This window comes from Streptomyces sp. NPDC046197 (genome assembly GCF_040646295.1).
In the GTDB taxonomy this organism is placed as follows: Bacteria; Actinomycetota; Actinomycetes; order Streptomycetales; family Streptomycetaceae; genus Streptomyces.
This window is the reverse complement of sequence record NZ_JBEYZY010000013.1, coordinates 37,848-60,487: the sequence shown is the minus strand read 5'-3', so window position 1 is coordinate 60,487 and position 22,640 is coordinate 37,848. Positions and strand designations below refer to the sequence as shown.

The following is a 22,640-nucleotide window of genomic DNA, read 5'->3' as shown; positions in this document are numbered from 1 at the left end:
TCAGCGTGGAACGGTAAGCGAAGGCGCTGAGGGCCACGAGAGCAAGAGGGAGAAGCAGCCACCAACTACCGTGCCTGATCAGCAGAATTCCAGTGGAGACAGCGCCGAGGGCGAAGACGGCACAGAAGCGGGCAGCAATGTCGAGCTGATTGCGAGCGTCGTCGACCAATGCCGTGAGGCGCTCGGGCAGCAGCGGATAGAGCCGCGGCCAGAACGTAACGATGTCGAGTCCGTATTCCGGCACCTGATGCGGGTGGCCATCTCCGTCCGGGAGGGGGCGATCTCCTCGTCGACGCTGCTGAAGCGGCTGCGGTCGGGATCGCGGAAGAACGCCACCTACACCGAGTTCCGCGAGGCCGGCCGCGTGATCCGCACCGTCCAGCTGCTGCGTTACCTCTCGGACGCCCCGCTGCGCCGGCGGGTCACTGCGGCGACGAACAAGGTCGAGTCGTTCAACCGGTTCTCCCCGTGGTTCGGTTTCGGCAACCGCGGCGTCATCGCCGACAACGATCCCGTCGAGCAGGAGACGGCGATGAAGTTCAATGCGCTGCTCACGAACGCGGTGATCTTCCATAACGCCCTGGACATCGCGGAGATCGTCCGCCAGCTGCTGGAGGAGGTCTGGGAGATCGATCCGGAGGAGCTGGCCCGCATCTCGCCGTACCTGACCGAGCACATCAACCGGTTCGGCGAGTACTCCACGCACGAACTCGGCATCCAGCCCGGACCGTACGACCCGAAGCTGGACGTCGACTTCACTCTGCTGCGCGAGCAGGACCTGGCCGCGGCGGGTTTCGGCACGGCCGCCTGAACCAGGCCCCGCTCGACCGCCCGCCTGCTCAGGCCGCGCTGTGGTGCGCGAGGGCGGCGTGCGGGTCGGCGCCGTGCGGCAGGTGGTCGGTGTGAACGGTGGCGGCGGTCAGCCGGGGCACGGCGTGGATGAGGGCGTGCTCGGCGGCGACCGCCACCTCGTGGGCAGCGACGACAGTCAGGTGGGGATCGACCACGATGTCGGCCTCGGCGCGCAGCGCGTGCCCGATCCAGCGCATGCGGACCTGACCAACGTCCCGGACACCGTCGACGTCGCGCAGCGTGGTCTCGGCGGCGTCGACCAGCTTCGGGTCGACGGAGTCCATCAGGCGCCGGTAGACCTCGCGGGCGGCGTCCTTGAGCCCCATGAGGATCGCGGCCGTGATCAGCAGGCCGACGACCGGGTCGGCCCAACGCCAGCCGAGCGCGACACCGCCAGCGCCGAGGAGGACGGCCAGGGAGGTGAAGCCGTCGGTACGGGCGTGCAGGCCGTCGGCGACCAGCGCGGCGGAGCCGATCTTGCGGCCGGTCTGGATGCGGTAGCGGGCGACCCACTCGTTGCCGATGAAGCCGACCAGCGCGGCGATGGCCACCGCCCACAGGTGCGTGACGCCGCGAGGGTTAAGGAGCCGGTCGACCGCCTCGTAGGCGGCCAGCGCGGAGGAAGCGGTGATCGTGAGCACGATCGCGATGCCAGCCAGATCCTCGGCCCGGCCGTACCCGTAGGTGTAGCGGCGGTTCGCGGCCCGACGGCCGAGGACGAACGCGATACCGAGAGGGACGGCAGTCAGCGCGTCGGCGGCGTTGTGGATGGCGTCGCCCAGCAGGGCCACCGATCCGGATATCGCCACGATCACGGCCTGAACGACGGTGGTCGCCCCCAGGATGCCCAGGGAGAGCCAGAGGGTGCGCATCCCCTCGTGGGAGGTCTCCATCGCGGAGTCGACCTTGTCCATCGCCTCGTGACTGTGCGGAGTGACGAGGTGCGCGAGCTGGTGCCGCAGCCTCGCCCACCGACCGTCCCCGTGAGCGTGGTCATGGTCATGGCCGTGATCACCGTGCTGGTTCCCCTGATCCTGGTGACCGTCGGCGTGCGGGTGCGGGTGCTCGTGATGGCTGCGGCCGTGCGGCTCGTGGGTGTGGGTCTGCTTGCTCACGGTGGTGCACCTTTCCCGGACGGGGCGGGCTGGACGACGGCGCTGCTACCCCTCCATTATGTGTACATGAACGCACGCATGCATCTATCAGGTGCGCACGGCTCGCAACAGCCAGAAGAAGGTGAACGCATCGCCGCGGCCGTGGAGGTTCTCGGCCTGCTCGCCGACCGCACTCGTCTGGCCCTGCTGCGCAGGCTCGGCGAGAGCGAGGCCGATGTCACGACCCTGACCGCAGCGACCGAGGCGACGCGGACCTCGGTCAGCCAGCATCTGGCCCGGCTGCGCCTGGCCGGGCTCGTCACCACCCGCAAGGAGGGGCGCCGGGTCGTCTATGGCCTGCGCCACGGACACCTGCGCCGTCTGGTCGACGAGGCGCTGAACGTCGCCGACCACCAGATCGGCCACCTGCCGCCCCACGACTGACGCCCCACCGCGCAGGGGATACCGGCCGGTGACGCGGTTACCGGATCGGACGGGTCAGGGCTCGACGGCTTGGCGGATGCGGCGGGACGGGCTGAAGACGTACAGGTCGAGGACGCCAGGTGGGACGGCCAGGCCCGGCCCGCCGGCTTCGACCCAGGCCGTGATGTCGTCTGCGGCGTCGCGGTCGTTGACCAGGCCGAGCCAGACGGGCCGTCCGCCGGCCGCGCGACCGGCGCGAGAAGGCTGGATGACGATGACGTTCGTGTGCTCGCAGGCGTCCAGGCAGCCGGTGATGCGTACCTGGGCGATCTGTGCGAGGGATGAGCGGAGATGGTCGAGCTGGGCGGGGTGGTCCAGGCCGGGGATCTTCGCCGTGCCGCAGCAGCAGCCGCGGCAGACGGTGACCGTGCAGCGGGCCGCCTCCGCATTCGCGGGGGCGGCCTTGCGGCTGCGGCGGCTCACTGGCCCCTCCCACTGCGGGCGCGGCGCCAGGCGCCGTCGGCCAGCAGGCGTAGGCCGTTCAGGCCCACGATGACGGTGGAGCCCTCGTGTCCGGCGACACCGAGCGGCAGTGGCAGGGTCCCGGCCAGGTCCCAGATGACCAGGCCGGTGATGAAGACCGCGGCGATGACCAGGTTCTGCACCACCAGACGCCGGGCCCTGCGGGAGAGCGCGACGACGGTGGGGATGGTGGCCAGTTCGTCGCGGACCACGACGACGTCGGCGGTCTCCAGGGCGAGGTCGGAGCCGGCCCGGCCCATGGCGATGCCGGTGTGGGCGGCGGCCAGCGCGGGGGCGTCGTTGACGCCGTCGCCGACCACCAGCACCTTGTGTCCGGCCCGCTCCAGCTCCTTCACGGTGGTGACCTTGTCCTGCGGGAGAAGGCCCGCGCGGACGTCGGTGATGCCGACCTCTTCCGCCAGGCGGGCGGCGGCGCGCGGATTGTCGCCGGTGACCAGCACCGACGCGGTTCCGGTCAGGCCGGTGAGGGCGGCGACGGTGGCGGCGGCCTCCTCGCGCAGCCGGTCGGCGATGCCCAGCACCCCGACCGGGGTGTCCTCGACCTCGACCAGGACGGCGGTACGGCCCTCGTCCTCCAGCCGGGCTGCGACCGCGGCGGCCGGGTGTTGCGGCCGTTCAGCAACCGGGCGGGGCTGCCGACCGGGACGGCCTTGCCATCGACGGTGGCCGTCACGCCGGTGCCGGGGGCGGAGGTGAAGTCCTCCACCACGGGGATGTCCAGGTCGCGGGTGCGGGCGGCGTCCACGACGGCGCGGGCCAGCGGGTGCTCGCTGGGGTGCTCGGCCGCCGCTGCGAGCCGCAGCAGTTCCTCCTCGCTCAGGCCGGAGGCAGGCAGCGGGCGGATGTCGGTCACCCGCGGGGTGCCGGTCTTGTCCAGCGCCACCGCGTCGACCTGGCCGAGCTGCTCCATCACCACGGCGGACTTGACCAGGACGCCGTGGCGTCCGGCATTCGCGATTGCGGACAGTAGTGGAGGCATGGTGGCCAGCACCACCGCGCACGGGGAGGCGACGATCACGAAGGTCATGGCTCGCAGCAGCGTCGGCTGCAGCGCCGAGCCGAAGAGCAACGGCAGCGCGAACAAGGCGACCGTGGCGGCCACCATCCCGATCGAATACCGCTGCTCGACCCTTTCGATGAACAGCTGGGTCGGTGCCTTGGTCTCGGACGCCTCCTCGACCATCGCCACGATCCGGGCGATCACCGAGTCGGACGGGTCCCGCTCGACCTTCACCCGCAGCGCGCCGGTGCCGTTCAGGGTGCCGGCGAACACCTCGTCGCCCTCCTGCTTGACCACGGGCAGGGGCTCGCCGGTGATGGTGGCCTCGTCCACGTCGCTCGCACCGTCCAGGACGCGGCCGTCGGCGCCGATCCGCTCACCCGGGCGCACCAGAACGGTGTCGCCCACGGCCAGCTGCTCGGTGGGGCCTGCGAGACTCGGGCGGTGACCACGATGGACGCCACCACCCGCACCGCCCTGCTCCGCCGCGGCTTCGCCCTCGAATACACCACCCTTGCCTGGAACGTCGTCGGCATCGTCGTACTCGCCTTCGCGGCGATCTCCGCGAAGTCGGTGGCGCTGGCCGGATTCGGCCTCGACTCGCTGATCGAGATCGGCGCGTCCACCGTGGTGGTCTGGGAGCTGTCCGGGGCCGGCCAGGACCGGCAGCGCCGCGCCCTCAAGCTGATCGGCGTCGGCTTCGGCCTTCTCGCCGTCTACCTGCTCGTGCAGTCCACGTGGGTTCTGGCCGCCGGTTACCATCCGCACCGCTCGCCGCTGGGCATCGCCTGGAGCGCGATCACCGCCGCCGTGATGTTCGCCCTCGCAGCCGGCAAGGCCCGCGCCGGTGCCGCCCTGGACAACCCCGTACTCAAGACCGAAGGCCGCGTCACCCTGATCGACGGGCTCCTCGCCGCAGCCGTCCTGCTCGGCCTCGTACTCAACGCCACCGTCGGCTGGTGGTGGGCCGACCCCGCCGCCGGATACGTGCTGGTCTACTACGCGATCCGCGAGGTACGGGAGATCTTCCCCGGCGACCACTGACCCACCACGGCACGAGCCAGGACATGCGAAAGCCGCCCCGACGCAGGGAACCCTCTCTACGCCGAGCCGGCCGAGGGCGGACAGTCGCCACGTCGTGCGGCGGCGGTGGACAAGACGTTCCGGGCGTTCGACCCGCACCAGGTCCTACTGCTGCCGCCTTCGCTGGATGACTGGCTGCCGGAGGATCATCTGGCCCGGTTCGTCGCCGACCTGGTCGACGAGGTGCTCGATCTCGGGCCGATCCTGGCGGACCACACCGAGAAGCGGGGCTTTCCGCCCTGTGATCCGCGGCTGATGATGCGGCTGCTGATCTCCGGTTACACCTCCGGGGTCCGTTCCTCCCGGGCGATTGAGCGCCGGTGCGTGGATGATGTCGCGTTCCGCTTCCTGGCCGCCGGCCAGGCCCCGGACTTCCGGTCGATCGCCCGGTTCCGTCGCCGCCACCTGGGCTCCCTCCTGGATCTGTTCCTCCAGTCGCGGCACCTCGCGCAGAAGCTCGGCATGGTCAATGGGCCGCGTTGCCCTGGACGGCACGAAACTTAAGGCCAACGCCTCGAAGCACAAGGCGATGAGCTATGGCCGTCTGGTCGACAAGGAGGAGCAGGTCGAGGCCGAGATCGCCGAACTGGAGGCCAGGGCTGCCGCTCTGCTGGTCGACGCCGAGGCCACCGACGCCGCCGAGGACAAGGCCTTCGGCGCCGCCTGTTCGACGGTCTGCCGCGAGAGATGTGGAAGCGATGCTCCTGCGGCCAGGGGCCCACGGCCTGCGCATCTACGACTGGGCACGCGTTGAAGTCAGGCCCTGGCACCGGGAAGACCGCCGTCACTGGGTCCTCGCCCGCCGCAGTGTCAGCCGGCCCGGGGAGGTAACCTACTACGTCGCCTACTGCCCCGCCGACACCACGCTGGACGAGCTGATCCGCATCGCCGGCAGCCGGTGGGCCATCGAGGAGTGCTTCCAGAGCGCTGGCGACAACCGAACGCATCGCCGATCCACGGATCGTCGACCACCGCCAACGCCCCTTGGCGGATGGACGTCATGGAGTGGGCCCACGGCCCGGCGATACCGAATCCGTACATCGACGAACTGGTGCGGCTCCAAGTGATCGTCCCCAGTGGCAGCCGGTACTTCTGAGAGTGGGCTCGTCGACCCGGCGGAGCGCGACGTACGTGCTCCTGTGCAGCGGCAGCCCCTGGCTGCCCTGATCTCGTCCGTCTCGTGGAATGCTCTTTCTTCGACGATGCACATGCCTGCACCCTGTCACCGAACGCCCTGCAGCATGGGCCGGCACCGCCCTGAGGCGCGTCTTTCGCCATCCAGTTCGACCCGATGCTCCCGCTCATTCATCTCAGGCTGATTGCGGCGGCCGCGACCAAGTTGCAGCCATGACGGGCTGAACCGAGCATGGAAAGGATTGAAGCGGAACACTCTCTTGTAATTCCCCTAATTCATTGACGGTCGACCTATTGCTGACTAAACCGGTCTGCCAGACGTGCCGCGAAAGTCTTGCGTACGTACCCATCAGCCGGAGGGGGCAAAAGATGCCGACCAGCCTCGTTCCCCAAACCACCGACTTCACCCTGGACGTCCTGGGCCGCTACGTGTGCAACGGCCTGGACGAGGCCCTGGCCAGCACCGATACCGCCGCGCATGCCGATGCGCGACCGTTCGACCTGATCGTGCTGGGCGGCGGGAGTTTCGGAGCGGTTCTTGCGAGTCATCTGTTCTTCAACGACACATCGCGCACGCATCGAATCCTTGTTCTGGAGGCTGGTCCGTTCGCCCTTCCGGAACACACGCAGAATCTTCCGCCCCAGCTGAATCCCGGTGAGGTCTGGGGAGTTCCCTGGAATTCTGACAGTCCGCAGGTGTGGAACCGGCGCTTCCCCGGCCTGGCGTTCTGCCCGGGTGGCCGCTCCCTGTTCTGGGGCGGATGGTCGCCGTACTTCATCGACTCCGAGCTGGCCGGGTGGCCCAAGGCGGTCCGTGACGACCTCACGGCAGGCGGATACCTGGACACCGCCGCGGAACAGATCGGCACCGCCGAGACCAACGACTTCGTCTACGGCCCCCTGCATGACACTCTCAAGGACCGCCTCTACAACGGCCTGCGCACCCGACCCGCCGGCACCTCCACCGCTCTTGTCGGCAACCGTGGTACACCGATGACCGCAGGGGCCCCGAAGGAACGGCTGCTACGCGAGCTCGACGCCCCACTTGCGGTCCAGTCGGCGTCACCGCGCCCCGGGTTCTTCCCGTTCAACAAGTTCAACGGTATGCAACTTCTGGTGCGTGCCGCGCGGTTGGCGCAGACGGAGGCGGAACAGAGCGCGGTCGGCGGGCCTGCCGAGCGGGATGTGAAGAAGCGGCTGATGCTGGTCGACCGCACCAAGGTCATCCGGCTGGAGCGTCAGGGCGGACGCATCACCCGGGTGGTAACCAATCATGGCGTCGTCGACGTCCCCGCCACCGGTCACGTCTTCCTGGCGTTGGGAACGGTGGAGAGCACCCGGCTGGCCCTGACGGCGCTGCCGAACACTCACCGGCAGATCGGCCGCAACCTGATGGCGCACCTGCGCTCCAACGTCACGATCCGACTGCCGCGCGCTTCCCTCGGCACCGCCCTGGCCGGCATCCAGGAACTCGCCGTCTCGGCCCTGTTCGTCAAGGGCGTCCACACCCACACCGACGGCAGCCTCGGCCACTTCCACCTGCAGATCACGGCCTCGGGCGTGGGCGCGCCGGGCACCGACTCCGAGGCCGAGCTGTTCAAGAAGATTCCCGACATCGACACCCTCGACCGCTTCCGCGACCTGACGGACGAATGGGTCGTCGTCACCCTGCGCGGCATCGGAGAGATGACCGGTGACAAGACCTCACCCGATCCGATGAACCGGATCACGCTCGACTACCTGGGCCCGCAGGACACGTACGACTACGGACAGGCCAGGGCACTCGTCCGGTTGGAGGCGCAGGATCCTGCCGACCCCGTCGGACGCAACATGGCGCTGTGGGAAGCGCTGGACCGTGCCACCGACGAAGTCGCCCTGATCCTGGCCCACGGCGGCCCGATCCAGTACCTGGGCCGTGCCGGCTGGCAGGCCACCCCACCCACGAGCGACGTACGCCGCGACACGCTGTCCTCCACCCACCACGAGAGCGGCACCCTGTGGATGGGCGACGATCCGGCAACGTCGGTCACCGACGTCTGGGGGCGCCTGCACGAAAGCGACAACCTCCATGCCGTCGGCCCGAGCGTCCTGCCGGCCATCGGCTCGCCCAACCCGATGCTCTCCGGGGTCGCCCTCGCCCGCCGGACCGCCGACCACATCGTGCCGGTACCGCAACCGGCAGCCCCTGAAGCCGGGTTCCGTCACCTCTTCGACGGCACCGACCGCACGTTCAGCCTGTGGCGCGGCGTCGGCGGCGGCGCGTTCGCCCTCGTCGACGGGGCCATCGTCACGCAACCGGGCGGCAACGAACTCGGCCTGCTGTACTACGCGCGCCAGAACTTCAGCGACTTCGTCCTGCGACTGCAACTCCGCATCGGAGCAGTGTCCGACAACTCCGGAATCTTCGTCCGCTTCCGGGACCCGAAGCAGCCGGTCCCCGACCGGGCCGACCCGACCCATCTGATCCCGTACAACAACCAGCACTGGGTCGCCGTCGACACCGGCTTCGAAATCCAGATCGACGAAACCGCAGCCCCGGACGGACAGGACCAGCACCGCACCGGCGCCGTCTACGGCATAGCCGTCCCGGGCGGCCAGGCGTACCAGCGGCCGGCCCCACTCGTCCCCGGACAATGGACGGACTGCCAGATCGAAGTCCGCGGCAGCACCTACACCGTGCACCTGGGCGGCGCCCAGAGCACGCTCTTCACGAACCCGGACACCTGGCGCGGCAAGCCCGCCGCCACCGACCCGGCCTCCGGCTTCATCGGACTTCAGGCCCACACAGGAGAGGTGGGATTCCGGAACATCCGCATCAAGGAGCTCTGACGGCCGCATGTATCCGCCTGCCCGCACCGGGTGTCGGGCTCCGCAGCCGCGATCACTGCTCGACGACCCCGTAGGCGTGGGCAAGTCCGTCGAGAGCGTATGCCGCCCTCTCGCCGACGGCCTGGAGTTTCCAGACGGGTCCGGCCGTCGACGGCCAGGCGTCGGACCCGTTCGGGCGCAGGGCGGGCAGGCGGACGCCGGTGCGCTCGACGGTCTGCGGTCCTTCGATCTGTTTGCCCAATAGCCGCGCCGATCCGTCGGCGCCGGACGGCTGGTTGTAGGAGGCGAAGTCCTCGTCACCGGCGACTCGTGCCCGCAGGGCGTCTCCAGGCGTGGGGCAGCGCGGGACGCGCCCCTGAACCGCCGCCGCGGCTCGGTCCGTCGGCGAGGGTGAGCCCGGCCCTGGGAGGGCCCTTGCGTGCCCCTTCAGGGACGCCGCGGCCGGGGCAGGTAGTCGGTGACCGCATACGTCAGGGCCCAGCCGGCCGGCGGAGCGGGTGGCGGCTGAGCGAGGAGAGCGTGGACAGCGTGGCCATGGGGGCGTCCGCCAGCGCGAACCCGACGAGGGCGGTGTCGAAAAGCAGAGCCGACGACCGTCGGGGGTCACCGTACGCCCTCGTCCTGCGAGGGCGTGGGCAGACCTGCGCGCTCGGCGATCGGTGGCGCCTGGGCACGGCTGCTGACTTGCAGTCTGCCAAGCCCGTTGGTGACGTGGCCTTTGACGGTGCTGGTGCTCAGGTGCAGCCGTTCGCCGATGTCGGTGTTGGCGAGTCCTTCGGCCATGAGGACGAGCACGGCTCGCTCGCGCTCCGTGAGCCGGGCGGCGAGGCGGACGGCGGTGGGGTCGCGAACGCCGTTGTCCAGGTAGCCGTCCACCACTCGGCGAGCGTCCTCGGACGACAGCGCGGTCCCGCCCTCGGCCAGCATGCGCACAAGATGGGAAAGCTGTTCCGGATCGGTGTTTTTGAGCGGGAATCCGGCAGCGCCCGTGCGTAGGGCGGTCGCCACGTATTCGTCGGTTTCGAACGTGGTGAGCATGGCGACCGCCGGAGCCTGCGGCATGCGGCGGAGGTCGGCCAGAATGGTGAGCCCGTCCACGTCCGGCATCCGGATGTCGAGCAGGACGATGTCGGGCTGCAGCTCCCGCACCGAGGGGACGGCCTGAGTGCCGGGTACCGCCGCGACGACCGAAAGTCGTTCGCCGTGTTGCGGATGTATGTGAAGCCCGTGCGGATCAAAGTTTCGTCATCGGCCACCAGTACCCGGATCACATGCGCTCCGCTCGTCGCATGCTCGCCGTTCGACGCGTACCCCCACAAGGGTCGTCACTGGGCGACCGGGAGGGAATTCCCGCCGGTTCGCGGCGCGGCCCCAGCCGGACGGCGGCGGATCGCCTTGACCGGTCAGCAGGGGTGGCTTCGGCCGGTCAGAAGGGGGTTTTCAGAACCCGCCGGGGTGGCTGGGGCAGACCGTCGGTGAACACATAAGGCATGACCCAGACAACACCGGTGATCGAGCCGGCAGACGTGAGACCACCTCTTGAGGGGGAACAATCATCCGCCCCCACCGACAGGCCCTCGACGGGGCGACTGATCGGTATCGACCTGGCCCGCGGACTTGCCGTCTTCGGTATGTACGCGGCCCACGTCGGGCCCGATGCCACGGTCGGCGGCCCGGTGGGGTTCCTGCTGGAAACGGCGCGTGGTCGCTCCTCCGCTCTCTTCGCGCTGCTCGCCGGCTTCTCGCTGGTCATCATCACCGGCCGCCCCCATCCCCGGACCGGGAGCGCAGGCCGTCAGGCAGTGGCCAGGATCGTGATCCGCGCCGTCATCCTGCTGGCGCTCGGCTACGCGCTGACCGCCCTGGACACCGACGTCGACGTGATCCTCAGCTTCTACGGGCTGCTCTTCCTGACCGTTCTCCCGTTGTACCGATTGCGGGCAGGGACGCTCGCCCTCATCGCTGCCGCGGGTGCCCTGACCCTGCCCCAGTTCCTGTACCTGATCAGAACGTCCATCGAGGAGGGCAACTGGGCGGACGCCATCACGGCCCATGACCCCCTGGCCCTGATCAGTGGCACGGACGGCATCATCGAACTCCTGTTCACCGGTGAGTATCCGGTGCTCACCTGGGTCCCGTTCCTGATCGCGGGCATGGCGGTGGCCCGGCTGGACCTCACGCGGCCAGCCATCAGATCCCGGCTCGTGCTCGTCGGCGGTGCGCTCGCCCTGCTGGGCTACGGCGGCTCCTGGCTTGCCCTTCGCCTGGTTCCACATGCGCTGTCCGCCGTCGCCTCCGTCACGGACGGCGGATCGGCTTCGTCCGCCTGGTGGTCCGACATCGTCGGCGAACCCGAAGGCCATGTCCCCCTCGCCTGGTTGCTGGTGGCGGCACCCCACAGCCAGACGACGTTCTCCATCGTCGGAAACACCGGAGTGGCCCTTTGCACAGTCGCCGGGTGCCTGACCGTCGCCGAACGGATGCCGCGCTTGACGCGCCTGGCGGGACCCATTGCCGCCGTCGGGATGACAGCGCTGACCGCGTACGTCCTGCACATCGTCGCGCTGTGGTTCTTCAGCGCTGTCTGGTACGTACCTGTGATCGAGGGCCAGACCCTGTCCGCCCTGGCGGTGCTGTTCGGCTTCATCACGGCCGCCACGCTCCTGGCGACCGCGTGGAACCGACTGTTTCGGCGCGGCCCGTTGGAGCACCTGCTCCACATCGCCACCCGGCTGGCACGAAACATCAAATAAACATCACATAAGGTGCGCACCGGCAGCGCGTAAGCGAGCCTCGCTCGGTCGTCGAGCTGAGCCCGCTACCTGTGCGAGGCCGCACAGGAGACGTGAGCACGCGGCCGGCACCTTGTGCCCAGCTTCGCCGCGAAACTGTGGACGCCGAACGCGGTGGTGAAGCCGGTCGCGTACAGGGGCGGCGTGCGGCTGCGCTGCTACCTGGACCTGCGCCGGCCCACCGGCCGACCACGGCGACGGCAGCTCTTCCGGAGGTCAGAGCCTGATCGTGCCCATTTCGTGTTCGGTGCGCCCGAATCCACCCCCGCTCCACCCGGCGCCCCGGGACACTGCTCGCATGCATACAACAGCACCCGTGTGAAGACCATGGGCCCGTAACCGCCTGGCGCGAAGTGGGCCTTCTCCGCTCGTGGGCACGGCTTTGAGCCGACGGAAGAACTCGTCCTGTCCGCTGGCGCCGCATCAGAGGACCTTTGTTCCGTGGTCATGTGACGTGCCGTTCGGACGCTGTATGTGGTGTGCAACGCGGAGACACTCACCGCGCATGCTTCGGGCTTCAAAACCGTGTGCGAACGACTGGGACGGGTCCTTACCCTCCGGTCATGGACCTTCGCGAAGAACTTCCGAGCGACAGAGAGTCTGTGCGGGACATCCACCTGCGGGCATTCGGTGACCACGGCCTGGTCGTGGCCGACCTGGTCGACACCCTGCGGGGCACTATCACGCCCGGGGGCGGTCTCTCACTGGTCGCTGAGGTCGACGGGCAGATCGTCGGGCACGTCATGTTCACCCGCAGTCTGCTCGATGCCCCTCGGCGACTGGTTGCGGTGCACGTGCTCAGCCCGTTGGCCGTCATGCCCGAGCATCACAAGCGTGGTATCGGCTCGGCCCTGGTCCGACAGGGGCTGAATGTCCTTGCCGAGCGGGCCGTACCTCTGGTCTTCCTGGAGGGCGATCCTGGCTACTACTCCCGCTTCGGCTTCGCGCCCGGTGGCGACCAGGGCTTCCGAAAGCCATCCCTGCGCATTCCAGATGGCGCCTTCCAGGCCCTCAGGCTCTCGGAGTACGAACCATGGATGACAGGGACACTGGTTTATGCAGAGCCGTTCTGGCGGCACGACGCAGTCGGGCTCCGCGACCCCAGCGCATAGCGCCAAGAGAACCTCTGCCCCTGTCGTGACGTGACGCGCCGGCGGATGCTGGTCCGGACGGCGCGATGTCGCCAGGCTGTCCGGGTCGCAGAACACGGCAGCGCCTTCACCGCGGAATACCCGGGAGGTCCACCCGGACGACCCGATGCATACCGCCATGCGCCAGATGATGGGTGTCTTCGCCCAGCTTGGACGGTCGACGATCGCCGCCCGACTCCGCCATGACCGACGCGAAAGGGCGGAGCAGAGCGGGTACGCCTACGGCGCCCCGCCGCACGGTTGGCGCTCCCGTCCTCCCGTCGCCCGCTCGCATACACGGCCTTCAGGCGGGCAAAGCTTCGCTTGTTCGAAGACGGGGGCTCGCCTCTCAAGGGAAAGGTCGACTTTGATGCGTGGTGCGTCGGGGTCGGCAGAAGGCCCGCCGTGACGCCTCCGAGCGTGCAGCCCTGAATGGAGCAGGTCTCCTCTTCCGGGTGCGGAGGAGGAGACCTGCGGGGGGGGGGCGCCTACTTGAACCAGTAGCGGACGCCGCGGTGGTGGGAGCAGGTGCCCTGCGAGTGCCGCGAGTAGGACAGGGATGCGTCCCTGCACTGCGCTGTCTCATACTTGTCCTTGGGCTTTTGATGGTGCGTCCAGCCGCACAGCCCGGTTGTGTGGTGGATGCAGTGGTGGGCGGTGTTGGTGGACGGCACCATAGCGGCCGATGCGGTCGGTGCGCTGAAGAAGACGCCGGCAAGGGCGACAGCGACGGCTGGGGCAGCAAGACGTGCGCGCAAAGGAATCCCCCCTTCGAGTCGAGCAAAGTGCAGCGGGAGTTTATAGCGCTTGGAAGTATCTACCGGCAGGTATCTGAACCTTCGTGGCGCAGCGGGTATTGAGACTCTTGGAAATGGCTCTGTTCGCAGTTCCGTCAATCCCCAGGTCAGCCAGGGGAAACGAGGGATCGTTTCGGCAGGGTGTTTCCTGCTATGGCGACCAAGACGGTCGAGGCTGTGCTGTTTCCCGGGATCGATGTGCGAGTGGAGCGCGCCAGCGACCCCTGCGACGTCCTGGTGGTGGAGGCGGTGTCCACCGCTCGCCCGGGCCGGTGCCCGGACTGTCGGAAACAGGTGAGGCGCACAACCCCGAGTGGCACCGCCGCTCCAGCACCCGGTTGACAGGCTGGCTGCGGTCGATCGAGATCGAGCTCGGCGGACGCCCGGCCGCGGGTAAGACCCGGCTGCTCAGGCTGTTGACGGCGCCGAGGGTCCCGGTCCGTGCGCCGCCGGTGCTGGGGGTGGATGAGTTCGCCTTCCGCGAGGGCTGCGACTACGGCACCGTGCTCGTCGACGTCAAGGCCGGCCGGGTCGTGGACGTGCTGCCCGATCGCACCTCCGAAACGTTCGCGGCCCGGCTCAAGGACCATCCCGGAGCCAAGATCATCTGTCGGGACCGGGCCACCGCCTACGGCAAGGCGGTCAAGGTAGCCGCCCCTCATGCCCTGGAAGTCGCTGAACCTCGGCTACATCCCGTGGGGGCAGGCATGAGCAGTGGCGAGTTGTCCGGCGTCGACCTGGCCCGGATTGCGCTGCGGGCCGCGATGGAGCAGGCCCGGAAGAACTGCGGCGGCCGTACGGCGAAGGCCAAGCAGCCCCGTCCGACCACGGTGGTGCGCCGTGACGGACGCGAGCCGATGGACCTGGTTGCCGCGATCGGCGCGCTGCTCACCGAACGGACCTGGGGCTTCCGCGGCCGCTCGCCCTGCCACGGCAACGAGTTCGGCGAAACAGCCACTTGGAAGCCGTCCGCAGGGTCCGACGACCCTGCGCGACGCCCGTATCCCCGGCAACTCGGGCGGTTGCACTGCTGAAAGGGTTTGTTGCATGCGGCGCTACGGGGCTGCGCAACAACGAGCCGGCCCGGAAGCCTGGTGCGTGGCCCGGCGTCGGACAGCCATGTCGACTGGGGCGTCGGCCATCCCGGATGAGTGGTGCGCACCGGACGGTGATGTCGCTCTCGTCCGATTCAGTGGACCGTTCCCAGTCGGGAAGCGGCGTGGAGACATTGGGAGGAACGTTGAACAAGCAGTTGGGCCGGGGTATGGCCACCGTGGTACTGGCAGGCGGTCTCGTCGCAGGAGGTGCGGGCGCGTCATGGGCCGCCGGTGCTTCCGTAGCGCTGTCCGGTGGCGTCATCGCCACTCAGTCGGCGGTTGGCACAACCCCCGCCGGGACTTCCTCTGCGGGCGCCACGAAGGAGCAGGCTCTCGCCGCTGCCGGATGCACCAGCTGGCGGGACTCTGCCGGCCCTGGTCATGGACACCGCCGGCACGTCAAGTGTGCGGGGACGGGGAAGCGCGTCAAGGTCTACATTTTGTGCACGACCGGTGACTCCGCAAGCCGGGACTTCCGGTTCGAATACAACAAGGCCGAGTGCCCGGGGTACGGCGGTCGGGAAGAAGGCTGGGACTACGAGCTCAGGCCGTGAGGTCGGCGAGCCCCGGCTGAGGTTTCCCGCACCTGCCCGAACGGCGATGCCCCGGTTCCGGGGAGCTGTGCGGCTTCGCCATGCGGGAGGGGGAGGCGGCCGGCCTCTCCGTACCGGCCATCGTGCGGCGTCTGGCCGCCGGGAGCTCGTCGGCCCCTTCGACCACAGGCCGCTACGGTATCGGGCCTGCGGCGCGGTTTGTTGCGCCGCACAGACGGACGTTGAGCAGCGGCGGGTGGCCAACTCCCGGAACCGGCGGCGCTTTCAGCACGGCTGACGGATACGAGCACCAGCGGGGCAGCGCTGGTGCTCGTATCCGTCGGGCTGCTCCGGGTCGGGCAGAGCCCGTGTCCGAGCGCACTGTGAAGCCATCGGCGTTGCTGTGAGGCTCCGGCCTGCTTCCGCCGGAGCACACCATGCCCAGCGACCTTGGCCCGGGCAGAATGCAGGCCGCGGCCGTCGCCGAGACGCCCCTCGTGCTGACGATGAACAGGTTGAGCCAACAACGTTTGCGCCCGGGGGAGTCGGCAACCGACGACAACGCCGCAAATGGGCGTGCCGGCCCCCACGTCTGCGGCATGATCCGCCGGACAGGCGCAACTGGCCGGGCCACTCCGCGCTTCGCGGGCTTTCCGCCTCGCCCTACTGGACGGATCAGATGCCGTAACAGGCGAAGAAGCTGCCGTGCCGGCGTTTGTTGGAGTCGCAGGAGCGGTGCCGTGTGGTGGCGGTTCCGTCGTTGTGGAACTGGGTCCCGTAGAAGTCCACCGTTCCGACCCACCACCAACCGTAGACACGCTTCCAGTCGTTGGGAGACGGGATTTCCCCGGTGCACACCCTTGCCCATACTGGTTTTTACCGCACAGGTAGAACTCGTCCGAGAACACCGTGTGGACGGTGGCCTGGATGGGAGAGGCGGCGTGCGCCGCGGGAACGTTCAGCAGCGTGCCAGCCAGCAAACCGGCGCCGACCGCCGTCACCGCCTTGTGGGCGAATCGCATGGTGAGTCGTCTCCTTTCGTCAGCTTGCCGCGAATACCGGCTGTCTCCACAGCGGGCGCATCAGCCGGATTCACGGACATCTCTCTAGTTTCCTGTCAGGGCGTGATGGGGTCTTGACAGAAACAGGGTTGGGGCGGCCGGCGCTTTCCCTTCGGCATGCTGTCCGACGCCGGCCACGCACCAGGGTTCTGGGTCGGGACGTTGTTGCGCACCCCTGCGTTGCCACGTGCAACAAAGATGCGGATGGCTGGCCAGTGGCGGCCATCGGCTGAAACATGCTGATCACAGGTGCAGTAGGCATATCGCGGTGCGAAGGTTGTCCCCACTGGCCGTGCTGAGCGTGAGGTGGGGATGGGGCGTCGGGAGGGTCCGCTGGATCCGGCTACGGGTCCGGTGCAGCGTTTCGCTTTCGACTTACGCAAGCTGCGCGGGGAAGCGGGTGGGATGACGTACCGCGTTATGGCGCAGCGCGCGGGCTATTCGGTGGCAACGCTGTCGCGAGCGGCTGCGGGGGAGCATCTGCCGTCTCTTGAGGTGACGCTGGCCTATGCGCGAGCATGCGGCGCAGACGAAGCGGAGTGGGAACAGCGCTGGTGTGCGGTAGCCCGGGAGGTGGCCGCTGAGCCGCAGTACGGCTCCGGCGCGCCGTCGCCGTACCGTGGGCTTGCCCGCTTTGAACTCGCTGACGCGGAGATGTACTTCGGCCGGGACGAGCTCGTGGCTCAGCTCGCCGAGCGGGTGCATGCCCACCGCTTGGTCGCTGTCGTCGGGGCTTCCGGAAGCGGCAAGTCCTCTCTGCTGCGCGCAGGACTGATCCCTGTCCTGCAGAGCGAGACAGCCTCGGACCTGCGGATGGCGGCTATCCGCATCCTGACCCCCGGTCCCCGACCCATGTCCGCCATCGCCGCCGTGATGAGAGCGAGCGATGAGCGCGGCGACACGGTGGTCGTGGTCGACCAGTTCGAGGAGCTGTTCACGCTCTGCGCCGACCCCGCTGAAAGACAGGCCTGCCTGGACCTGCTGCTGACCGCGACGGACCCGGAGAAAAAGGTGCGGGTCGTGATCGCGGTACGCGCGGACTTCTTCGGCCACTGCGCCGACCACCGTGCATGGGCTGCGGCACTGCGCGACGCCACCCTGCTCGTCGGGTCCATGAGCCCCACCGAACTACGCCAGGCGATCGTCAGACCCGCCGCCGCAGCCGGTCTGATCGTCGAGCGGGACCTGACCGCACGGATCATTGAGGATGTCGGCGAGAAGCCTGGTGCGTTGCCGTTGATGTCCCACGCTCTGCTGGAGACCTGGCGCCGGCGCAAGGGGCGCACCCTGACTCTGACGGCCTACGAAGCAACCGGAGGCGTCGCGGGCGCTCTCGCCCAGACCGCGGAGCAGCTCTACACCCGCCTGTCCCCCCATGAGGCCCGGTCAGCCCGGCACATCCTTCTCCGGCTGATCACTCCGGGAGAAGGCGCGCAGGACACGTGCAGGCCCATGCCGTTCGAGGAACTGGACGCGGACGGCGCAGACGACTCCGCCGCCACCGGGGAGGTTCTGGAGCGGCTGGTCAAGGCTCGGCTCGTGACGCTCGATGAGCAGACGGTCAACCTCGCGCACGAAGCCCTCATCGCTGCCTGGCCGCGGCTGCGCGCCTGGATCGACAAAGCCCGGGCGCGCCTGCGTGTCCACCGCCGGCTCACCGAAGCCGCCCGAGCGTGGGAGGCCCTGGGCCGCGACCCGGGGTCCTTGTATCGCGGTGCCCGCCTGGCGGCCGCCGAGGAAGCCTTCGCCGCTCCCGACGCCGACAAGTATCTGAACTGTTTGGAGAGGGACTTCCTCACCAGCAGCACGATCGCGCGTGACCGTGAGCACCGCGCGGCTGTCCGCACGACCCGCCGCCTGCGCCTCCTCGCTGCCACTCTGTCCGTCCTGCTTGTCGTCGCCGTCACCACAAGTCTGATCGCGTGGAACCAGTACCGGACCAGCGAGCACAGGGGAAAAGAAGCCGTCGCCGCACAGCAGACCGCCCTGTCCCGCCAACTGGCCGCGCAGTCAGCCTCTCTCCTGGGCGACGACCCCGATCTCGCCATGCTCTTGGCCGTCCAGGCGTACCGGATCCGCCCCACGGCAGAGGCCACCTCCAGCCTCTACATCGCGGCAGCCCTCCCCCTGCGGCACCAGCTGACCGGCCCCACCGATCCTGTCGGGGCGGTGGCATTCAGCCCCGATGGCCGCACCGTGGCTGCCGGCAGCTCCGACGGCAGGGTGCGGCTGTGGGACGCGGCCACCGGTGCGGCCCGTACAGCCTTCCCCGCCTCCGCAGGAGGAGTGACCGGCCTCGCCTACGGCCCGGACGGCCGCCTCCTGGCCGTCGGCGACACCGATGGGACCCTGCGGCTCAAGAGCGTTGCAGACAGCGGGAAGGCCTGGAGCGCTCCCGACCATGCCAAGGGCCGGGGGCCAGTGGCGTTCGGCTTCGGCGGCCGTGCCGTGGCTGCCGGCAGTTCCGACGGCAGGGTATGGCTGTGGGACACGGTGACCCGTGCGGTCCGCGTGGTTCTCCCCGCCTCCACGCAAGGTGTGACTTCTGTGGCACTCAGTCCGGACGGCCGCCTCGTGGCCGCCGGCGATACTGACGGAACGGTTCGGGTGCATGATGCGGTCCGCAGCAGCACGCGTGTTGTCGGGCCCACAGGGCTCGGTCCCTTGACATCGATGGCCTTCAGCCCCGACGGCCGCGTACTGGCCCTCGGCGATCTCGGGGGTCAGGTGCAGTCGTTGAACACGGCGACGGGCGCTCTTGGCGCCCGGTTCACCGGCCACACGGGGCCGGTGCGGGCGGTGGCGTTCAGTCCGGACGGGCGTGTGGTGGCCACGGGCAGTGACGACAGCACCGCGCGCCTGTGGGACGCGGCCACCGGCAAGAGCCGCGCAGTCCTGACCGGCCACGCCGACAGCGTGTCGTCGGTGGCGTTCAGCACTGACGGAGGAACTCTGGCCACCGGCAGCCGTGACCGCACTGTCCGATTGTGGAATATCGCCCAAGACACGCCCGACGACAGGCGGGCCGCATCCACCACCGTCTCGTCCATGGCATTCACTGCTGACGGGCGCACCTTGGCAACCGGTGACGTGGGTGGAACACTGCGCGTCTGGGACGCGGTTGGCGAACGCCCCCGCAGGGCCCTCAATGTCGGCGCCGGCACGGTGGCATCGGTGGTCCTTCGGCCAGGTGGCCACGCGTTGGCCGCCTTGATCAGCAGCGATGGCCGTACTGTCCAACAGTGGGATGCGAGCGACCGCACGCTCCGCACCGTCGTGCACCACCGCCCCCGGTCCGACACCCTGCTGGCGGCGGCACTCAGTCCAGATGGGCGCCTCCTCGCCACCGGCGGAACCGGTGCGTCCGTGCGCCTGTGGGACGTGGCCACCGGCAGGAGCCGGACCGTCCTCACCGGGCACAGAGACGTCGTGGTGTCGCTCGCTTTCAGCCGGAATGGGCACACGCTCGTCTCCGCCGGCGCCGACGGAACCCTACGGCTGTGGGATGTGGCCACCGGCGCAAGCCGTGCCGTCCTCACCGACCTGGCGTCCTCGGTGGCATTCAGCCCCGACGGCCGCACACTCGCCGTCGGTCACGCCGACGGAACGGTGCGACTGTGGGACCTGGCCACGCGCACCGTCCGAGCCGTCTTGAGCGGGCGTGAACAAGCCGTGGCCACGCTGTCCATCAGCCCGAACCAACGCACACTCGCCACCAGTAACGTCGACGGCACGATCCAACTGTGGAAGCTGAGCCTTCCACGCCCAACCCAGGCAATCGACATGATCTGCCGCGCCCTTCACCGGGACTTCACCCAGCAGGAACGCTCCCAATATCTCCAGGGCCAGCCTCGGCATCAGATGTGCATGCGTTAGCCGGAGAGGAAGGAATCCTCAGAGCGTGGCCGGAACCCGTCGCCGACCGGAAGCCGGCGGCGCTGAAGGCGGCTTCCTGTATCCGCATGCCTCCATGACGGAACTTGCTTCTTCCGTGCTCCCCTCTCACCCCCACGGGGTGTCGACGGACACGCGTACCTGATGGTCGGGGTGCTCGCAGATTCGGGTCGGTCACGAGCGGCAGTGGACAGGGTTGGACAGTCACCACCCCCTGTCTCGCCTGGAAAGTGAACACTGCCCGACGGGAGCCTGTGGTTCGGCAACCTTGCAATGCGAAGGAGAGAGTCATGGAGCGACTGCTGTTTCCCGGTGACGCCCAGTTCTGGTACGAGACCCTGCGCTCGTTCGGTCATGTCGCCTACGGTGGCGCGGACTTCGGCGAGGTGGTCGCCACGAGCCGGCGTAACACCGAGGGCGACTACGGCAGCTGGTACGAGGAGTGGCCGGCCACGGCCAACCGGGTGGCGGGCGAGGCCCAACGGGCCTTGGAAGCGGGCCACCCGGTGAGCGCCAGGGACGGCTTCCTGCGCGCCTCCAACTACTACCGTTCGGCCGAGCACGTGCCCGCACAGCGCGGTGAAGCAGGAAGCCCCCGGAAGGGTCACACGACCCAGACCGGAATCCCCGGCCATTAGGCCAGGGAGCACGTCAAACCGTGCTGGTCTTCGACGGTCCGGGCCCGCCCGGGCCGCTGCACCGCGAGGGTCTGAGTCGGGGTAGGGCATGCCACCAGCTGCTGATTGGCTCTCGACCCGGAACGGGGCGCCGGGGAGGCTGGGGCATCCGTACTTTAAGGAGTTGTGATGCAGGTAGCCGTGGTCACCTTCGACGGGTTCAACGAGCTCGACAGCTTTATCGCTTCCGCGTTGATTAACCGGTGCCGTAAGGACGGCTTGGAAGCGTTCATTACGACGCCGACGCCGGTGGTCACGTCGATGAACGGCGTGGAGGTGACGGGGCAGCGCCCGATGGAGTTCGTGACCGAGGCAGATGTCGTGCTGATCGGTAGCGGGGTGAAGACACGTGACGTAGTCGCCGACGACCGGCTGCTCTCTACGTTGCTGCTCGACCCTTCGCGACAGCTGATTGGTTCGCAGTGCTCCGGCGCGCTGGTGCTCGCCCGGCTCGGGTTGCTGAATGGGATGCCCGCGTGCACGGACATCACGAGCCGACCCTTTGTCGAAGCCTGCGACGTCACCGTGCTGGACGCGCCGTTCCACGCGGAGGGGAACATCGCTACGGCGGGCGGTTGCCTCGCATCCCAGTACCTCGCCACGTGGGTGATCACCCGAATGCTCGGGGAGGACGCCGCGCGCGACGTCATCGGCTACGTGGCTCCGGTCGGCGAAAACCAGGAGACTGTCGAGCGCGCTATGCGTGCCATCCACGCGGGCGAGGTTGCACTGCGCTGAAGCCCCGGATCAGCCCTATGTTGCGGTGCTCTCGCCTGATCGGGCCCGCGCGGCTCTGTCGCAGCCTGTCTCCAGATAGCCGTTGGCCCGCTCGACCAGGCCCTTGGCTTCCGGATCCCGAGGCTTTCAGAGCAGGAACTTGATGCCCAGCAGTCCGGCGAACACGGCGAATTCAAGCGTCGCCACTGGTCCACTTTTCAGCCGTCGCCGACGATCACGAGCACTGTCCGAGCAAGCGCGGTTCTGTGAGCCCCGACTCAGCAACCGACCTGGCTCGCCGGGTCAGATCGCCGCCGGGGGGCAGAACGCCTAGGCTCGGTGCTGCCCAATTGACGCCTTCTTACCCCTGGTCCTTTTGGTCGCCTGAGGATCGGGTTCGAGCGGACCCAGACGCAATGAAGGCCCGGTGGACACCGGGCCTTCACGCGTGAGTAGCGGGGACAGGATTTGAACCTGCGACCTCTGGGTTATGAGCCCAGCGAGCTACCGAGCTGCTCCACCCCGCGTCGGTACGCTGAACTGTACGGCATCGATCCGGCTGGGGCGAATCGACGTTGGGTGCGGCTCTTGCAGAGTGACCAAGGCGATCAAGCAATGAAGTCGCGACCGTCCTGGTAGCGGGTCCGGCTCCGGTGCCTGCTGGCCGAGGAAGCGTCGGCCTACGCGGCAGACCTGGCGGATTTGATGGGGCTGGTCCGTTTCGACGTGCATCACGGCGGCGGTGATCGCGGTCCGGGCGATGCCCAGCGACGAGTGGCGGGGTGGTAGCCGGTGGCCGGCACCCACGCGGATTGCACCAGCGGGTGGACGGCGAGCAGGCCGAAGCCGACGCCGATCAGCCGGAGCGTGATGCTGCCGGTCCTCGCCGGTGCCGGACAGTTCCCAGGCCACCACGGTGGACGCGCCGATCTCGATCAGGGAGTCCAGGCCGAACCCGGCCAGTGCGGCGGGAGATCGCCGCGA

Annotated in this window: 14 protein-coding genes, 1 tRNA gene and 4 pseudogenes; 12 read left to right on the top strand and 7 right to left on the bottom strand. The window is 68.8% G+C overall.

What is annotated here, in order from left to right; all coding sequences use genetic code 11:
• Positions 1-70 precede the first annotated feature (70 nt).
• Positions 71-811 carry a Tn3 family transposase gene (locus AB0A61_RS19820; RefSeq protein WP_361293418.1) on the top strand — a complete coding sequence of 247 codons (741 nt, stop codon included), beginning with the start codon at positions 71-73 and terminating at the stop codon, positions 809-811.
• A gap of 28 nt (positions 812-839) precedes the next feature.
• Here AB0A61_RS19820 and AB0A61_RS19815 read toward each other — a convergent pair whose 3' ends face one another.
• Positions 840-1,967 (bottom strand): cation diffusion facilitator family transporter, encoded by a 1,128-nt coding sequence (locus tag AB0A61_RS19815; protein WP_361293415.1) that lies wholly within the window; start codon positions 1,965-1,967, stop codon positions 840-842.
• A 66-nt stretch (positions 1,968-2,033) separates the two neighbouring features.
• On the opposite strand from AB0A61_RS19815, the gene AB0A61_RS19810 reads away from it, so the two are divergent.
• Entirely contained in the window at positions 2,034-2,390 is a 357-nt protein-coding gene (locus AB0A61_RS19810) for a metalloregulator ArsR/SmtB family transcription factor (RefSeq protein WP_361293412.1), read from the top strand.
• Between the two features lie 54 nt (positions 2,391-2,444).
• On the opposite strand, the gene AB0A61_RS19805 is transcribed toward AB0A61_RS19810, so the two are convergent.
• Together AB0A61_RS19805 and AB0A61_RS19800 are read right to left on the bottom strand one after the other, a co-directional pair.
• Positions 2,445-2,852, bottom strand: a complete 408-nt coding sequence (locus AB0A61_RS19805; RefSeq protein ID WP_361293409.1) for a (2Fe-2S) ferredoxin domain-containing protein — start codon at positions 2,850-2,852, stop codon at positions 2,445-2,447.
• A pseudogene (locus AB0A61_RS19800) lies at positions 2,849-4,338 on the bottom strand (heavy metal translocating P-type ATPase); the annotation flags it as partial. The pseudogene AB0A61_RS19800 and the gene AB0A61_RS19805, both read right to left, overlap by 4 nt.
• Before the next feature lie 27 nt (positions 4,339-4,365).
• Here AB0A61_RS19800 and AB0A61_RS19795 point away from each other — a divergent pair.
• From AB0A61_RS19795 to AB0A61_RS19780, 4 genes and pseudogenes are all read left to right on the top strand, one after another.
• Positions 4,366-4,956 carry a cation transporter gene (locus tag AB0A61_RS19795; protein WP_361293406.1) on the top strand — a complete coding sequence of 197 codons (591 nt, stop codon included), beginning with the start codon at positions 4,366-4,368 and terminating at the stop codon, positions 4,954-4,956.
• 105 nt (positions 4,957-5,061) lie between these two features.
• Positions 5,062-5,641: pseudogene (locus AB0A61_RS19790) on the top strand (transposase); the annotation flags it as partial.
• Positions 5,642-5,658: 17 nt separating this feature from the next.
• Positions 5,659-5,924: pseudogene (locus AB0A61_RS19785) on the top strand (IS701 family transposase); the annotation flags it as partial.
• Positions 5,925-6,498: 574 nt separating this feature from the next.
• Positions 6,499-8,958: a family 16 glycoside hydrolase gene (locus tag AB0A61_RS19780; RefSeq protein ID WP_361293403.1), complete on the top strand. Its 2,460-nt coding sequence runs from the start codon at positions 6,499-6,501 to the stop codon at positions 8,956-8,958.
• Between the two features lie 52 nt (positions 8,959-9,010).
• On the opposite strand, the gene AB0A61_RS19775 is transcribed toward AB0A61_RS19780, so the two are convergent.
• Together AB0A61_RS19775 and AB0A61_RS19770 are read right to left on the bottom strand one after the other, a co-directional pair.
• Entirely contained in the window at positions 9,011-9,199 is a 189-nt protein-coding gene (locus AB0A61_RS19775) for a hypothetical protein (RefSeq protein WP_361293400.1), read from the bottom strand.
• Between the two features lie 362 nt (positions 9,200-9,561).
• Positions 9,562-10,229: pseudogene (locus AB0A61_RS19770) on the bottom strand (response regulator transcription factor).
• A 219-nt stretch (positions 10,230-10,448) separates the two neighbouring features.
• Between AB0A61_RS19770 and AB0A61_RS19765 the strand changes: the two are divergent.
• The gene (locus tag AB0A61_RS19765) at positions 10,449-11,711 is read left to right on the top strand and encodes a DUF418 domain-containing protein (RefSeq protein WP_361293397.1); all 1,263 of its coding nucleotides are present in this window, start codon (positions 10,449-10,451) and stop codon (positions 11,709-11,711) included.
• A 602-nt stretch (positions 11,712-12,313) separates the two neighbouring features.
• On the top strand, positions 12,314-12,862 hold the full coding sequence (locus tag AB0A61_RS19760; protein WP_361293394.1) for an N-acetyltransferase: 549 nt from the start codon (positions 12,314-12,316) through the stop codon (positions 12,860-12,862).
• Between the two features lie 506 nt (positions 12,863-13,368).
• Here AB0A61_RS19760 and AB0A61_RS19755 read toward each other — a convergent pair.
• Positions 13,369-13,557, bottom strand: coding sequence for a DUF3761 domain-containing protein (locus tag AB0A61_RS19755; protein WP_361293391.1), 189 nt, complete (start codon positions 13,555-13,557; stop codon positions 13,369-13,371).
• A 392-nt stretch (positions 13,558-13,949) separates the two neighbouring features.
• On the opposite strand from AB0A61_RS19755, the gene AB0A61_RS19750 reads away from it, so the two are divergent.
• The 4 genes from AB0A61_RS19750 (at position 13,950) to AB0A61_RS19735 (ending at position 21,677) form a co-directional block, all read left to right on the top strand.
• Complete coding sequence (locus AB0A61_RS19750; RefSeq protein ID WP_361293388.1) at positions 13,950-14,711, top strand: transposase; 762 nt, start codon at positions 13,950-13,952, stop codon at positions 14,709-14,711.
• Between the two features lie 1,969 nt (positions 14,712-16,680).
• Positions 16,681-20,244, top strand: coding sequence for a helix-turn-helix domain-containing protein (locus tag AB0A61_RS19745; protein WP_361293385.1), 3,564 nt, complete (start codon positions 16,681-16,683; stop codon positions 20,242-20,244).
• A 308-nt stretch (positions 20,245-20,552) separates the two neighbouring features.
• Positions 20,553-20,900, top strand: a complete 348-nt coding sequence (locus AB0A61_RS19740) for a hypothetical protein (RefSeq protein WP_361293382.1) — start codon at positions 20,553-20,555, stop codon at positions 20,898-20,900.
• 168 nt (positions 20,901-21,068) lie between these two features.
• Complete coding sequence (locus AB0A61_RS19735) at positions 21,069-21,677, top strand: DJ-1/PfpI family protein (protein ID WP_361293379.1); 609 nt, start codon at positions 21,069-21,071, stop codon at positions 21,675-21,677.
• A gap of 432 nt (positions 21,678-22,109) precedes the next feature.
• Here the strand turns inward: AB0A61_RS19735 and AB0A61_RS19730 are convergent.
• Positions 22,110-22,183, bottom strand: a tRNA-Met gene (locus tag AB0A61_RS19730).
• Between the last annotated feature and the right edge of the window lie 457 nt (positions 22,184-22,640).

Coding starts and splice junctions, on each gene's coding strand:
- AB0A61_RS19745 (WP_361293385.1), top strand. CDS start 16,681: ATGGGGCGTCGGGAGGGTCCGCTGGATCCGGCTACGGGTCCGGTGCAG.
- AB0A61_RS19735 (WP_361293379.1), top strand. CDS start 21,069: ATGCAGGTAGCCGTGGTCACCTTCGACGGGTTCAACGAGCTCGACAGC.
- AB0A61_RS19740 (WP_361293382.1), top strand. CDS start 20,553: ATGGAGCGACTGCTGTTTCCCGGTGACGCCCAGTTCTGGTACGAGACC.
- AB0A61_RS19760 (WP_361293394.1), top strand. CDS start 12,314: ATGGACCTTCGCGAAGAACTTCCGAGCGACAGAGAGTCTGTGCGGGAC.
- AB0A61_RS19780 (WP_361293403.1), top strand. CDS start 6,499: ATGCCGACCAGCCTCGTTCCCCAAACCACCGACTTCACCCTGGACGTC.
- AB0A61_RS19795 (WP_361293406.1), top strand. CDS start 4,366: ATGGACGCCACCACCCGCACCGCCCTGCTCCGCCGCGGCTTCGCCCTC.
- AB0A61_RS19755 (WP_361293391.1), bottom strand. CDS start 13,557: ATGGTGCCGTCCACCAACACCGCCCACCACTGCATCCACCACACAACC.
- AB0A61_RS19765 (WP_361293397.1), top strand. CDS start 10,449: ATGACCCAGACAACACCGGTGATCGAGCCGGCAGACGTGAGACCACCT.
- AB0A61_RS19810 (WP_361293412.1), top strand. CDS start 2,034: ATGAACGCACGCATGCATCTATCAGGTGCGCACGGCTCGCAACAGCCA.